Source organism: Catenulispora sp. GAS73, from assembly GCF_041262085.1.
Classification (GTDB): Bacteria; Actinomycetota; Actinomycetes; order Streptomycetales; family Catenulisporaceae; genus Catenulispora.
On record NZ_JBGCCM010000009.1, the window covers coordinates 14,887 to 28,876 of the forward strand.

Annotated in this window: 11 protein-coding genes; 10 read left to right on the plus strand and 1 reads right to left on the minus strand. The window is 70.8% G+C overall.

Going from position 1 to position 13,990, the window contains the following annotated elements:
• The first annotated feature begins 9 nt into the window (after nt 1-9).
• From ABH935_RS15230 to ABH935_RS15265, 8 genes are all read left to right on the plus strand, one after another.
• Complete coding sequence (locus tag ABH935_RS15230) at nt 10-966, plus strand: exopolyphosphatase (protein ID WP_370378528.1); 957 nt, start codon at nt 10-12, stop codon at nt 964-966.
• Between the two features lie 135 nt (nt 967-1,101).
• The gene (locus ABH935_RS15235) at nt 1,102-1,602 is read left to right on the plus strand and encodes a SigE family RNA polymerase sigma factor (protein WP_370378529.1); all 501 of its coding nucleotides are present in this window, start codon (nt 1,102-1,104) and stop codon (nt 1,600-1,602) included.
• Nucleotides 1,603-1,644: 42 nt separating this feature from the next.
• The gene (locus ABH935_RS15240; protein WP_370378530.1) at nt 1,645-2,646 is read left to right on the plus strand and encodes a hypothetical protein; all 1,002 of its coding nucleotides are present in this window, start codon (nt 1,645-1,647) and stop codon (nt 2,644-2,646) included.
• A 337-nt stretch (nt 2,647-2,983) separates the two neighbouring features.
• Nucleotides 2,984-4,321, plus strand: coding sequence for an NAD(P)/FAD-dependent oxidoreductase (locus ABH935_RS15245; RefSeq protein WP_370378531.1), 1,338 nt, complete (start codon nt 2,984-2,986; stop codon nt 4,319-4,321).
• 182 nt (nt 4,322-4,503) lie between these two features.
• Complete coding sequence (locus ABH935_RS15250; RefSeq protein ID WP_370378532.1) at nt 4,504-5,268, plus strand: alpha/beta hydrolase; 765 nt, start codon at nt 4,504-4,506, stop codon at nt 5,266-5,268.
• 64 nt (nt 5,269-5,332) lie between these two features.
• Nucleotides 5,333-6,604, plus strand: a complete 1,272-nt coding sequence (locus ABH935_RS15255; protein WP_370378533.1) for a class I SAM-dependent methyltransferase — start codon at nt 5,333-5,335, stop codon at nt 6,602-6,604.
• Between the two features lie 69 nt (nt 6,605-6,673).
• Nucleotides 6,674-7,186: a SigE family RNA polymerase sigma factor gene (locus ABH935_RS15260; RefSeq protein ID WP_370378534.1), complete on the plus strand. Its 513-nt coding sequence runs from the start codon at nt 6,674-6,676 to the stop codon at nt 7,184-7,186.
• A 21-nt stretch (nt 7,187-7,207) separates the two neighbouring features.
• Nucleotides 7,208-8,326, plus strand: coding sequence for a hypothetical protein (locus tag ABH935_RS15265; RefSeq protein WP_370378535.1), 1,119 nt, complete (start codon nt 7,208-7,210; stop codon nt 8,324-8,326).
• Nucleotides 8,327-8,519: 193 nt separating this feature from the next.
• Here the strand turns inward: ABH935_RS15265 and ABH935_RS15270 are convergent, their stop codons facing one another.
• Complete coding sequence (locus ABH935_RS15270) at nt 8,520-9,803, minus strand: PP2C family protein-serine/threonine phosphatase (RefSeq protein WP_370378536.1); 1,284 nt, start codon at nt 9,801-9,803, stop codon at nt 8,520-8,522.
• 207 nt (nt 9,804-10,010) lie between these two features.
• Between ABH935_RS15270 and ABH935_RS15275 the strand changes: the two genes are divergently transcribed.
• Nucleotides 10,011-13,370: a HAMP domain-containing protein gene (locus tag ABH935_RS15275; protein WP_370378537.1), complete on the plus strand. Its 3,360-nt coding sequence runs from the start codon at nt 10,011-10,013 to the stop codon at nt 13,368-13,370.
• Complete coding sequence (locus tag ABH935_RS15280; RefSeq protein WP_370346132.1) at nt 13,367-13,987, plus strand: two-component system response regulator; 621 nt, start codon at nt 13,367-13,369, stop codon at nt 13,985-13,987. Before ABH935_RS15275 ends, ABH935_RS15280 begins: the two co-directional genes overlap by 4 nt.
• The last annotated feature ends 3 nt before the right edge of the window (nt 13,988-13,990 follow it).

The following is a 13,990-nucleotide window of genomic DNA, read 5'->3' on the forward strand; positions in this document are numbered from 1 at the left end:
ATGAACGACATGACCAAGCGCGTCGCCGCGATCGACTGCGGCACCAACTCCATCAGGCTGCTGATCGCCGACGTCCACCCGAAGACCGGCGGGACCGAGGATGTGGTGCGCGAGATGCGCATCGTCCGGCTCGGCGAGGGCGTGGACGCCACCGGCCGGCTGGCGCCGGCCGCGCTGGAGCGCACCTTCGCGGCCTGCCTGGAGTACCAGGACCTGATCGAGCGGAACAGCGGCGGCACGCCGATCCCGCTGCGCTTCGTCGCCACCAGCGCCACCCGCGACGCCGAGAACCGGCGGGAGTTCGTCGAGGGCGTGAAGGGCATCCTGGGCGTGGAGCCGTACGTGGCCACCGGCGACGAGGAGGCGCGGTTCTCCTTCGCCGGCGCCACCTCCGAGCTGCCGCACGACCGGCACCAGGCGCCCTACCTGGTCATCGACATCGGCGGCGGGTCGACGGAGTTCGTGCTCGGCGACGGCGAGCGCGGAGTGATCGCGGCGCGCAGCGTCGACATGGGCAGCGTGCGGATGTACGAGCGGCATCTCAAGGGTGCCGCGATCGCGACCGAGGCCCAGGTCAAGGCGGCCCGCGCGGACATCGAGAAGCTGATCGACCGCGCCGCCGACGCGGTGCCGCTGGACGAGGCGCGCACCCTGGTCGGCCTGGCCGGCACCGTGACCACGCTCGGCGCGGTCGCGCTGGACCTGGAGGAGTACGACTCCTCGCGCGTCCACCTCTCCCGCCTCTCGCTGGGCCGGATCCGGGACATCACCACCCGGCTGCTCGGGATGACGGCCGAGGAGCGCAAGGCGGTCCCGGCGATCCACCCCGGGCGCGCCGACGTGATCGGGGCCGGAGCGCTGATCCTGCTGGCGATCATGGAGCGGGTGGCGCCGAGCCTGACGGTGCCGGAGGTCGTGATCAGCGAGCGCGACATCCTCGACGGGATCGCGGCCAGCATCGCCTGAGAGCTCGACCGTCTGAGGGCTCGGCCGTCTGGGGGCCCGACCGTCTGACCTGCGAAGTGCACCCTGAGGGCGCTGCCACCGCGTATCACCGGTGACATCGGCCTTCGGGCTTTCACACGAGGGAAGCGGGTCGGGGTGGACCAGGCGATCAGGGAGCAGGAGTTCACGGAGTTCGCGATGGCACGCGCCGAAAAGCTCCGCCGGACGGCGTTCCTGTTGTGCGGGGACTGGCACCGCGCGCAGGACCTCACGCAGATCGGCCTGGCGAAGGCGTACGCGGCGTGGCACCGGATCCACGGTGACGGGGCCGTCGAGGCCTATGTGCGGCAGATCATCGTGCGCGAGTTCCTGAGCCAGCAACGCCGCCGGTCCTGGCACGAACAGCCGTCCGACGCACTGCCGGAGCAGGCGCTGGACGGCGGGCAGGAGCGGGCCGAGCTGCGCTTGTCGCTGCTGGCGGCGCTGGCGCGGCTGGCGCCGAAGCGGCGGGCCGTCGTCGTCCTGCGGTACTGGGAGGACCGCAGTGTCGAGGAGACGGCGTCCGTGCTTCGGATGAGCCGGTCCGCGGTGAAGTCCGCGAGCCTGCGCGCCCTGGCCGATCTACGGGTCCTGCTCGACGAGGACCTGCGGGTCTGAACACCCTGCGGCCTTTCCCATGGACGCGATTGGAGTTTCCTCATGACGTCTGAAGACAGTTTCCGCGAACGGCTGGAGACCGAGTTGGCGGCGTTGCGCGCGCCGGCGATCGGCGGCATCGCCGGCGAGGCGCTGGCGCACGGCCGCCGGATCCGGCGGCGGGAACGGGTGGTCGGCGTGGTCGGCGGAGTGGCGGCGGTGGCCGGGGTCACCGCCGGGGCGGTCGCGCTGGGCGGCGGGTTCGGCTCCGGAGGGGCGGGGACCGCGGCGTCGGGTGGCGGGCTGGGGCCGGGTATCGGCCCGGGCGTGGCGATGGAGACGACGACTCGCGCGCCGGTTGCGACGCCGACACCGACGTCGGGGACGTCGCGCACGTCACCGACGTCCTCGCCGACCTCGGCGCTCTCGTCCCCGGGTTCGCCGCCGTCCCAGGTCTTGTCCGAGTCCACACAGTCGTCACCGAACACGGTGATCGGAACGGTCCCGGCGTCCTGGAAGCCGCCGGTACCGGTGTCGCCGGCCGATCCGACGGCCGCCGACGGGCCGTCCGTCGCCGAACTCGTCATCGAAGCGCTGCAACGGTTCGGGCCGGGGACGGGATCGAGCTTCAGCGGCAGCTCGATCAGCGGCGTCAACGCGAACGCCACCCTGACCTGGACCACGCAGCACGGCGCGATCCGGATCTCGGCCTCGGTGAGCGACGGCGCCCTGGACGGCAAGACCCCGCAGTCGCAGTGCATGCCGGCCTTCGAGGAGGACTACTGCGCGGCGGCGACGCTCTCCGACGGTTCGGTGGTCATGGTCCAGCACGGCATCGGCTATCCCTCCGGCACCAGCGCTCCGACGCACAACAACATGGTGTCGATCACGCGGCCCGACCACGCCGCGATCAACGTCGTGGAGTGGAGCGACGGTCCGCTGACCGACGACCAGCTCTACCAGATCGTGTCCGACCCGCACTGGGGCCTGCGGATGGCCGGCTCCTTCGTCGGTCACGCGGACGCCGTCGTCCGGCCCTTCACCGACGACGGTGCGGGAGGCTGACCGGCCCGCCCAGGAAGCCGGGAACTCTCCCGTGGCGTCGCTCGTCTGTTTATCCGGCCGCGCAGCGTCTGGCCAGACAGCCGGGCGGCGCTATTCTTCTACGCGACGTCGAATGTGTCTCACTACCTGACACTGTGTCGGAATAGCTGTAATGTTGCTCACAGTGTGACCAGCGTCACCAGCGCATCTGATGCCAAACGCGCCCAAATCTTCCCGCCGACATCAGCTGTTAACTCGCACCGCACGGGGCACTGCCTGAACCTCTCTACGCTTGAAAAGTAAGAAGATCGAGCGTCGAGACGGCGGCCTTGGACTAGGCGGCGGAGGCGAGCATCAAGTGGGCAAGGCGAGCGGGAACGGCAAGGCGATCCCTCGGATTCTGATCGTTGGCGGCGGCTACGTCGGGATGTACACGGCGCACCGCATCCTGAAGAAGCTCGGCAAGGACGAAGCGCTGGTCACTGTCGTCGACCCGCGCTCGTACATGACCTACCAGCCGTTCCTGCCCGAAGCGGCGGCCGGCTCCCTGTCCCCGCGGCACGTCGTGGTGCCGCTGCGCTCGGTACTCAAGCGCGCCGAAGTGCTCACCGCGCGGGTCACCGACATCGACCACGAGCGCAAGGTCGCCTCGATCGAGCCGATCGCCGGCGAGCCGTACGAGATCGAGTTCGACCAGGTGGTCATCGCGGTCGGCTCCATCGCGCGCACCCTGCCGATCCCGGGCCTGGCCGAGAACGGCATCGGCTTCAAGCAGATCGAAGAGGCCATAGCGCTGCGCAACCACGTCCTGGGCCAGATGGACATCGCGGCCACCACCAAGGACGAGAAGATCCGCCGCCGCGCGCTCACCTTCGTCTTCATCGGCGGCGGCTTCGCCGGCATCGAGGCGATCGCCGAGCTTGAGGACATGGCGCGCGACGCCTGCAAGATCTACCCGAACATCCGCCCCGAGGACATGCGCTGGGTGATGGTCGAGGGCTCCGGGCGCATCCTGCCCGAGGTGCGGCCGGCGCTGGGCGAGTACACGGTCCACGAGCTGGAGAAGCGCGGCATCCAGGTCAAGCTGAACACCTTCCTGGAATCCTGCGTCAACCGCCGCGTGCAGCTCTCGGACGGCACCAAGATGGTGGCCTCCACCATCGTCTGGACCGCCGGCGTGAAGCCGAACCCGGTGGTGCAGAAGTTCGGCGTCCCGCTGGGCGAGCGCGGCCACGTCAAGGCCGACGCCACGCTGCGCGTCGAGGGCTTCGCCAACGTCTGGTCCGCCGGCGACGGCGCGCAGGTCCCGGACCTGGCCAACCCCGGCAAGTGGTGCTCCCCGTCGGCTCAGCACGCGGTGCGCCAGGCCAAGCAGCTGGCGGACAACGTGGTGGCGGCCGTCCGCGGCTTCGAGCCCCGCGAGTACAAGCACAAGCACGTCGGCTCGGTGGCCTCCCTGGGCCTGCACAAGGGCGTCGCCGACGTCTACAACATCCGCCTGCGCGGCTGGCCGGCCTGGTTCATGCACCGCACGTACCACATGAGCCGGGTCCCCACCTTCAACCGCAAGATCCGCGTCATCGCCGACTGGACGCTGGCCCTCTTCTTCCGCCGCGAAGCCGTCGGCCTGGGCTCCATCGAGCGCCCGCGCGACGAGTTCGCCGAGGCCGCGGGGGACCAGCGCAAGGCTGCGTGAGGTCGAGGCCGGTCTGAGCTGTCAGAGCGGTCGGGTCTCGGGCCGGGGCCCGTCGGAGCTTTGCTTCGGCGGGCTTCGGCCTTTTCCTGTGCTGTGCGCCGCGCCTCCGACCTGAGCCGCACGCGCCCAGGCCTTGAGACGATGCTTCGCACCGCGAACCTCCCAGCGGTACCCTCGCTCCCGTGAGCAGGGAATCCGAACCCCGCCTCGACCCGCCGATCCGCCCGGTGCGTGACGGCGTGGTCGGCGTCGTGCTGCTGGCGCACGGCGGCAAGGAGCGCTCGCACCAGGCGCCGCACCGGCGGGGCGGGCCGGTGACTCGGATGCGCATGATCGCGCGGGCCGTGGCGCCGCGGTTGGCCGGGCGCGGGGTCGTCGTGCACACCATGCGCTTCCGGTATCAGGGGTGGAACGGGGACGAGCGGGCTCCCGTGCCGGATGTGCGGTGGGCCGCCGCGCGGCTGGCCGAGCGGTACGGCGAGGTGCCGATCGTGCTCGGCGGGCACTCGCTCGGCGGCCGTGCCGTGGTGAACGCCGCCGACGCGCCGCAGGTGGTCGGGGTCCTGGGCCTCGCGCCGTGGCTGCCGGAGACCGAGCCGACCGCGCAGTTGGCCGGGCGGCGCCTGTTGCTGGCGCACGGGACGCGCGATCGCGTCACCTCGCCGCGTTCCTCCTATGAGTACGCCGCGCGGGCCCGGGCCGAGGGGCACGACGTGGCGCGGATCGTGCTGCCGGGCTCTGGCCACACGCTTCTGTCCCGGGCGCGAGATTGGAATCGGCTCGTGCTGGCGTTCAGCCATACGTGTCTCCTCGATCAGCCCGGCTCGGCGCAGGCGCCCGCGACCCGGCCGCCGCGCTATGCCGACCTGATCGTCGAGGCCTTCCAGGCGGACGCCCCCGAGGGCTTACAACGAGTCCTGAGCCCCGCCGGGCGAGTCCGCGCTTAACGATCAAGAGCGTGTTACGTTACTGAAGGCGTTCAGAGACTGACCCCGATCTCGGAGCGGAAAGATGACTCACCAGTCCATCCCGCTGATCGACACCGATCGCTGGCCGGACCTCGCGCGCATCCCGGACCGCCCGGTCCGTGCGCGCGTCGCACGACGTTTGTTCACCCACGCGCTGAAGAACATCCCGGTGACCGTGGTCGCCCCCAACGGCCTGGCGCTGGCCGGAGCCGGCGTCCCCGGCGGCGGCGGGCCCGTGCTGCGGGTGCGGCGGCCCCAGGAGTTCCTGAACCGGCTCGGCACCGACGGCCTGATCGGCTTCGGCGAGGCCTACCAGACCGGCGCCTGGGACACCGAGACCGGCGACGAGTTGGTGGCGCTGCTCACCGAGCTGGCCTCCCGGCTGGAGGACCTGATCCCCCGGCCGCTGCATCGGATGCGCAGCCTGGCGGCCCAGCACTCGCCGCGCGAGCAGGACGGCGACCGGCACGGGGCGCGGCACAACGCACACGCGCACTACGACCTGTCCAACGACATGTTCGAGGCCTTCCTCGACCCGTCGATGACCTACTCCTCGGCGCTGTTCGACCCGGTCGCCGACGCCGACGGCCCCGGCGACCTACACGCCGCGCAGATCCGCAAGATCGACGCGATGCTCGACGCGGCCGGCGTCCGCAAGGGCACGCGGCTGCTGGAGATCGGCTCCGGCTGGGGCGCGCTGGCGATCAAGGCGGCCGGCGAGCGCGGCGCCACGGTGCTCACCGTGACCCTGTCCGAGGAGCAGCAGGACCTGGCCCGCGAGCGCGTGGCCGCGGCCGGCCTGGCCGACCGGGTCGAGGTGCGCCTGGCCGACTACCGCGAGGTGGCCGAGGAGCAGCCGTTCGACGCCGTGGTCTCGGTGGAGATGATCGAGGCGGTCGGCCGCCGCTACCTGCCGGACTACTTCCAGGCCATCGAACGCAACCTGGCCCGCGGCGGCCGCGTCGCCATCCAGGCCATCACCATGGCCCACCACCGCATGCTCGCCACCCAGGACTCGTACTCCTGGATCCACAAGTACATCTTCCCCGGCGGCCTCATCCCCTCGATCGCCGAGCTCGACTTCGCCGCCGGCACCGCCGACCTGCGGCTGGCGGCCCGCCGCGACTTCGGCCTGGACTACGCCCGCACGCTGCGGGCCTGGCGCCACCGCTTCGAGGAGAACTGGCCGCGGGTCGCCGCGCACGGCTTCGACGAGGTCTTCCGCCGCACCTGGCGCTTCTACCTGGCCTACTGCGAGGCCGGATTCGCCTCCGGCTACCTCGGCGTGTCACAACTCGCGTACACGAGGCGATGATCCGGGCAACCCCGGAGCCCTCTACTTCCGTATAACTCCTGCCGGCGCAGGAGCAGTGAGAGGTGGGGGATGGACAGGTCGTACGAGGCGGAGTTCGCCGAACTCGTCGCCGCCAAGGGGGCGGCGCTTCGGCGCACCGCCTACCTGATGTGCGGAGACTGGCACCTGGCCGAGGACCTCGTCCAGGGCGTGTTCGTCAAGATCCATCTGCACTGGCGCCGCATCAGGCGCCAGGACTCCTTCGACGCCTACCTGCGCACGACGCTCTTCCACGCGTACCTCGACACGCGTCGCGCCAAGTGGCGGCGGGAGACCCCGGCGGAGTACCTGCCGGACCTCGAAGCGCCGGGCACCGAGCCCAACGACGACCGCGACGTCCTGGTCGCGGCGCTGCGCCGGATCCCGCCCCGGCAGCGCGCGGTACTGGTCCTGCGGTACTGGGAGGACCTGAGTGTGGAGGAGACGGCCGGGCTTCTCGGGTGCGCCGCGGGCACCGTCAAGAGCCAGGCCTCGAAGGGGCTCGCCGCACTGCGTCCGCTGTTGGCGGGCACGGTCTTCGAACCCACCAACGCCGACTGCTGAACTCGATAGAGGGACGAACCCATGCCAGATCTCGACACCCGAGAGGACGACTGGGCCCGCGGCGTCTTCGACCGCGTGCGGACCGGTCAGGACGAACCACGGTGGATCCCCGACGCCGAAGGCGCGTCCCGGCTGAGCACCCGCCATCGGCAGCGGCGGACCCGCGTCGCCGGCGCCGTCACCATGGCGGCCGTGATCGGCGTTTCGGCCACCGCCTACGCCACCCTCGGCCGCAACGGCGGCGACAACCGGCAGGTCACACCGCCGGCGGCGACCACGTCGCCCTCGTCATCGGTGCCCTCGTCATCGGCGTCCGCCACGTCGCCGTCCGCGTCGACGCCGTCCACAACGCCCTCCACCTCCCCCCCGACGGGGAGTCCGACCACCACGGGCACCACGACCGCGAAGCCGACGGTCGACGACGCGAGCCTCGGCGAGTACTTCCAGTTCACCGGAGGATCGATGGGCGGATCGGGCTTCGGCGGCGCGTCGAAGGGCATGCGGTGGTCCACCGACGGCATGGCCACGATCGGCACCGTGTGGCAGGGCATGGATCCCACCCTGGGCCACGTCCGTGCGCTCATCGCGAATCCGGTCCCGCTCCCCCTCGGCCTGTCCTCGGGCGAGCGGCAACTGGAGATCTACGGGGCGGGCTACTGGACGCCGAACGGCGACATCACGCCCATGACGCGCCCGACCCAGCATCCCACCACGCCGTTCGGCTACGTCACCATCTCTTCCACGAGCCCGATCGCGTCGAACGACGGAAAGCCGAACGGCCCGTGCGGCATCCCCGACCAGGTGTTCGGCAGAAGCCTGTTCGGGATCCCCACCGCGTGGTCGCCGTGCGACACCCGCCCGCAGAGCGACGGCTCGGTCATCGTCACCACCCACGCGCAGAACCTCGCCGAAGGCACCTCGACCATCGCCGTCCGTGAGTTCCCCAGCGGGGCCAAGGTGATGATCACCGCCGCGTCCTACCTCGTCTACTACCGCGGGCCCGGCGGCTTGTCGCCGTCGGTCACCTGGACCACCCAGGCTCCGGACTACGTCGCCGGCCCGAAGATGGACTCGGTCCCGTGGACCGACGACAGCCTCGCGGCGGCGCTGAGCGCACCAGGTGTCAAGGGCCTGCCCTAACACAACCTCAAGACGGCCATCAGACGTCTATACAGATACCGGCACACGCCGGCAGCGGTCCCGAGCGGTCCCCCCGGTTCGGGACCGCATCCTTGTCTCAAGACCTCGATGCCTCGCTGCCTCAAAGTCTCAACGTCAGAATGCATGGATTCCTGGTTACTCGGACGCCTGGAAACTCGGACGCGTGAACGCCTCAGCCCTTGTAGGCGCGCAGAGCCAGCAGAGCCAGGTCGTCCCGCGTCCCTGAGGACCCGAAGTCCACGACCGCCTGCCGCACCCGCGCCACCACCCCCGGCGCGGTCATGCCCGAACAGCCGGACAGCGCCGCGGCGACGCCCTCGTCGCCGAGCATCAGCCGGCCGTTGCGGCGCTCGCTCGCGCCGTCGGTGTAGACCAGCAGCACCTCGCCGGCGCCGAGCTCCACGTCCTCGGCGTACAACGTCGGCTCGGGCAGCACGCCGAGCAGCGGCTGCGGGTTCGCGGCGGCGCGGACGCTGCCGTCCTGGCGCAGGATCAGCGGCAACGGATGCCCGGCGCAGACCAGCACCAGCTGCGCCGAGCCGTCGGGACGGGGTTCGACCTCGCCGTACAGCAGGGTGATGAAACGGCCGGCGTCGCCGGCCAGCTCGCCCTCCTCCAGCACCGCCTGGTTCAGCCGCTCGACCACCGTGACCGGCGAGCGCCCCTCGCGGGCCAGCAGCCGCAGCGAGTGCCGGGCCAGGCCGGTCAGCGCGGCGGCCTCCGGGCCGGTGCCGCAGACGTCGCCGACCGCGAAGCCCCAGACCTTCCGGCTGATCGGGAACACGTCGTAGAAGTCGCCGCCGACGTGCACGCCGTCGCTGTTGGACGCGGCCTCGTAGACCACGCCGATGTCCAGGCCCGGGACCGTCGGCAGCGAGGGCGGCAGCAGTGAGCGTTGTAGGCCCCTGACGATCTCCACCTGTTCGGCGTACTGCCGCGCGTTGTCCAGCGCCGCGGCGATCCGGGCCGCCAGCTCCATCGCCAGCGGCACCGTGGGACCGGCGAAGCCGCCCTTGCCGGGGCCGCCGAGGACCAGGGTGCCCAGCGACACGCCGCGCGCGGTGAGCGGGATCGGCAGCGCCTGGCCGTACGGCGAGGCCACCGGGACCGGCCACTCGCCGTACGCCGCACCGGCCGTGTGAGCCCTGCCACTTTCCTCGGGCAGCGGCGGCTGCCAGCCGTCCAGCGCCGAGCGCAGGGCGTCCAACCTGCGCTCTTCTCGGTGCCAAATGTGTTCCGGCGTCCACGAAGACGACACGTTCGGGTGATCCGCAGCCGGATAGAGTGCCACCCAGTCGGCCAGCCTCGGCACGATGAGCTGGGCGGCCAGGGCCGCCAGGCGGCGCCGGTCCAGCGTGCCGGACAGGAGTTCGCCGGCCTGGGAAAGCAGGGTGAGCCGGACCGCTTCTTCGGGGCGGTCTCGGGGAAGAGACGTACGGGGGGTGCGAGGGGCCATCACGTTCGAGCCTAGCCCGGGCCGGGCATCCGCGCGGGCTAATCGTATGGTTCATCCGTTTCCGCCCGAACGATCTGCGAGACTGTGACAGACCGAGAGAACACCGGGCGGCCGCTGCCGCACGTCGGGTGACTCCGCGAGAACTGAGAGTCATCTGGCGTCGCACACCAGACGCGGGCCGGCCGCCCATGTCAAGGAGGCGCGGCGATGACGCTGCAATCGGAACGCCTGGCGGACGCCGAGCTCGATCGCCAGCTCGGAGCCATCCTGGAAGTGGCCCAGGCGGTGGCCCGAGGCGACCTGTCGCGCAAGATCGCGCTGTCCGGGGACATCGTCGACGGACCGGTCGCGGAACTCGCCCAGACCATCGACGCGATGGTCGGACAGCTGTCCGGCTTCGCCTCCGAGGTCATCCGGGTGGCCCGCGAGCTGGGCACCGAGGGGCGCCTCGGAGGTCAGGCCACTGTCCCGCACGCCGAGGGCATCTGGCGCGACATCACCGACTCGGTGAACTCCGCGGCCCGCAACCTCACCGCGCAGGTCCGCGACATAGCGGGAGTCACCACCGCGGTCGCGCAGGGCGACCTGACCCAGAAGATCACGGTCGAGGTGGCCGGCGAGATGCTGGAGCTGAAGGACACCATCAACACGATGGTGGACCAGCTCTCAGGGTTCGCCGACGAGGTCACCCGCGTGTCCCTGGAGGTGGGCACCGAGGGCCGGCTCGGCGGCCAGGCCCGGGTGCCCGGCGTCGCCGGCACCTGGAAGGACCTCACCGACTCGGTGAACTCCATGGCCGACAACCTGACCACCCAGGTGCGCAACATCGCCCAGGTGGCGACGGCCGTGGCCTCCGGGGACCTGACCCAGACCATCACCGTCGACGCCCGCGGCGAGATCCTGGAACTGAAGACCACGCTGAACAAGATGGTGGACCGGCTCGGCACCTTCGCCGACGAGGTCACCCGCGTGGCCCGCGAGGTCGGCACCGAGGGCAAGCTCGGCGGCCAGGCCACGGTGCGCGGCGTGGCCGGCACCTGGAAGGACCTCACCGACAACGTCAACGCGATGGCGAACAACCTGACCAGCCAGGTGCGGAACATCGCGCAGGTGACCACCGCGGTCGCGAACGGCGACCTGTCCAAGCGCATCGACGTCGAGGCGCGCGGCGAGATCCTGGAACTGAAGACCACGTTGAACACCATGGTCGACCGGCTCTCCGCGTTCGCCTCCGAGGTCACGCGCGTGGCCCGCGAGGTCGGCACCGAGGGCAAGCTCGGCGGCCAGGCCACGGTCGAGGACGTCTCAGGGACCTGGCAGCGGCTGACCGAGTCCGTGAACGAACTCGCGTCGAACCTGACCACGCAGGTCCGAGCGATCGCCGAGGTGGCCACCGCGGTCACCGCCGGCGACCTGACCCGGCTGATCACGGTCGAGGCCAAGGGCGAGGTCGCCGACCTGAAGAACAACATCAACCAGATGATCGGCAACCTGCGCGAGACCACGCGCCGGAACGACCAGCAGGACTGGCTGAACACCAACCTGGCCCGGATGAGCGGCCTGATGCAGGGCCAGCGCGACCTGGACGCGGTCTCCGCGCTGATCATGAGCGAGCTGACCCCGCTGGTGAACGCCCAGTACGGGGCCTTCTACCTGGCCCGCCGGGAGTCCGGCACGAAGGTGCTGAACCTCATCGCGTCCTACGGCGTGGACCGCGAGTCCCCGGACGTCACCTCGCGCTTCCGCCTGGGCCAGGGCCTGGTCGGCCAGGCCGCGGTGGAGCGCAAGCCGATCATGATCCAGCACGCCCCGGTGGACTACATCCGCATCTCCTCCGGCCTGGGCTCGGCGTCGCCGTCCTCGGTCGCCGTGCTGCCGGTCCTGTTCGAGAACGAGGTCATGGCGGTCATCGAGCTGGCCAGCTTCCACAGCTTCGACGAGGTGCACCGGGCCCTGATGGAGTCGCTGATGGAGATGGTCGGCGTCACGGTCAACACCATCACCGCCAACACCCGCACCGAGGAGCTGCTCGGCGAGTCCCGCCGGCTGGCCGACGAGCTCAAGGCCCGCACCGACGAGCTGCAGATGCAGCAGAAGGAGCTGCGCCGCTCGAACGCCGAGCTGGAGGAGAAGGCCGAGCTGCTGGCCCGGCAGAACCAGGACATCGAGGTCAAGAACTCCGAGATCGAGCAGGCGCGGCAGGAGCTGGAGGAGCGCGCGAACCAGCTCACGATGTCCTCGCGCTACAAGTCCGAGTTCCTGGCGAACATGTCGCACGAGCTGCGCACCCCGCTCAACAGCCTGCTGATCCTGGCCCGGCTGATGTCCGACAACGCCGAGGGCAATCTGACCGAGCGCCAGGTGGAGTACGCCGAGACCATCCACGGCGCGGGCAGCGACCTGCTCCAGCTGATCAACGACATCCTGGACCTGAGCAAGATCGAGGCCGGGCGCATGGACGTGCAGCCCGCCCGGATAGCGGTCAGCCAGCTGGTGGACTACGTGGAGGCCACGTTCCGTCCCCAGACCGAACAGAAGGGCCTGGAGCTGCGGGTGAGCGTCACGCCCGCGGTGCCGGCGCACCTGTTCACCGACGAGCAGCGGCTGCAGCAGGTGCTGCGCAACCTGCTGTCGAACTCGGTGAAGTTCACCGAGTCCGGGCACGTGGAGCTGATCGTGGACACGGTCGACGACGTCGTCCTCGGCGGCCCGGAGGACAGCAACGAGGTCGCGCTGGAGCCGGCGGTGTCCTTCGCGGTGTCCGACACCGGCATCGGCATCGTGGACGACAAGATCCAGACCGTCTTCGAGGCCTTCCAGCAGGAGGACGGCACCACGTCGCGCCGCTACGGCGGCACCGGGCTCGGGCTGTCCATCAGCCGGGAGATCGCCAAGCTGCTCGGCGGCGGCATCCGCGCCGAGAGCCAACGCGGCCGCGGCTCGACGTTCACTCTGTTCCTGCCGCACGCGGTCGGGCCGGACGGCGCCGCGGTGTTCGGCAGCACCGGCAGCCTCGGCTACGGCACCAGCCCGCTGCCGGCCGGCGGGACCGCCGAACCGGCGCCGACGCTGCCGCTGATCCCCGAGCAGTCCCCGCATCCGGACCTGTATCTGCCGTCCACGGAGCTCTACGCGGCCGGCTCGGACATCACCTTCGACGGGGAGAAGATCCTCATCGTCGACGACGACATCCGCAACGTCTTCGCGCTGACCTCGGTCCTGGAGCAGCAGGGCTGCACGGTCATGAACGCCGAGAACGGCCGCGCGGGCCTGGAGGCCCTGGAACGCGCCGACGACGTGGCGCTGGTCCTGATGGACGTGATGATGCCGGAGATGGACGGCTACGCCACGATGGCCGCGATCCGCGAGATCGACCGCTACAAGAACCTGCCGATCATCGCGCTGACCGCCAAGGCCATGCGCGGCGACCGGGAGAAGTCGATCGAGGCCGGCGCCTCGGACTACGTGACGAAACCGGTGGACACCCCCCACCTGCTGTCCGTCATGCGAGGCTGGCTCGACGCCGATACCGGCGCCCAGCCCGCCGCAGGAGGCCAGACCCCGTGACCGACGCCCACCGCGCCTCGACGCCGGCCGACGCCGACATCAAGATCCTGCTGGTCGACGACCGCCCGGAGAACCTGCTGGCCCTGGAGTCCATCCTGGGCTCCCTGGGCCACGAACTGATCACCGCGTCCTCCGGCGAGCAAGCGCTCCGCGCGGTCCTGCGCGAGGACTTCGCGGTGATCCTCCTGGACGTCCGCATGCCCGGCATGGACGGCTTCGAGGTAGCGGCGCACGTCCGCCTCCGCGAACGCTCCCGCGACACCCCGATCATCTTCCTCACAGCCGCCGGCGACGGCCCGCACCAGACCCTCCGCGGCTACGCGGCCGGCGCCGCGGACTACCTGACCAAGCCCTTCGACCCCTGGGTCCTACGCGCGAAGGTCGGCGTCTTCGCCGAACTGCACCGCAAGAACCGCCAGCTGAAGGAGCAGGCGGAGATGCTGCGCGAGGCGGCGGGGGTGACCCCGCGGATGCTGGACGAGCTGTCGAACCGGCTCGGCGCCATCGAGGGGACGCTCGCGCTGCTGGTCGACCAGGACGGACGCGAGGGGACGGTCGGGCGGTTGGAGCGGCGGGTGGTGCGGATGCGGGCGGCTTTGGACGCGGTGCGGGTTTAGGGG

Bases quoted from the DNA above. Each gene is read 5' to 3' on its own strand.
- ABH935_RS15230 (WP_370378528.1), top strand. From the start codon at position 10: ATGACCAAGCGCGTCGCCGCGATCGACTGCGGCACCAACTCCATCAGG.
- ABH935_RS15240 (WP_370378530.1), top strand. From the start codon at position 1,645: ATGACGTCTGAAGACAGTTTCCGCGAACGGCTGGAGACCGAGTTGGCG.
- ABH935_RS15255 (WP_370378533.1), top strand. From the start codon at position 5,333: ATGACTCACCAGTCCATCCCGCTGATCGACACCGATCGCTGGCCGGAC.
- ABH935_RS15260 (WP_370378534.1), top strand. From the start codon at position 6,674: ATGGACAGGTCGTACGAGGCGGAGTTCGCCGAACTCGTCGCCGCCAAG.
- ABH935_RS15265 (WP_370378535.1), top strand. From the start codon at position 7,208: ATGCCAGATCTCGACACCCGAGAGGACGACTGGGCCCGCGGCGTCTTC.
- ABH935_RS15270 (WP_370378536.1), bottom strand. From the start codon at position 9,803: ATGGCCCCTCGCACCCCCCGTACGTCTCTTCCCCGAGACCGCCCCGAA.
- ABH935_RS15275 (WP_370378537.1), top strand. From the start codon at position 10,011: ATGACGCTGCAATCGGAACGCCTGGCGGACGCCGAGCTCGATCGCCAG.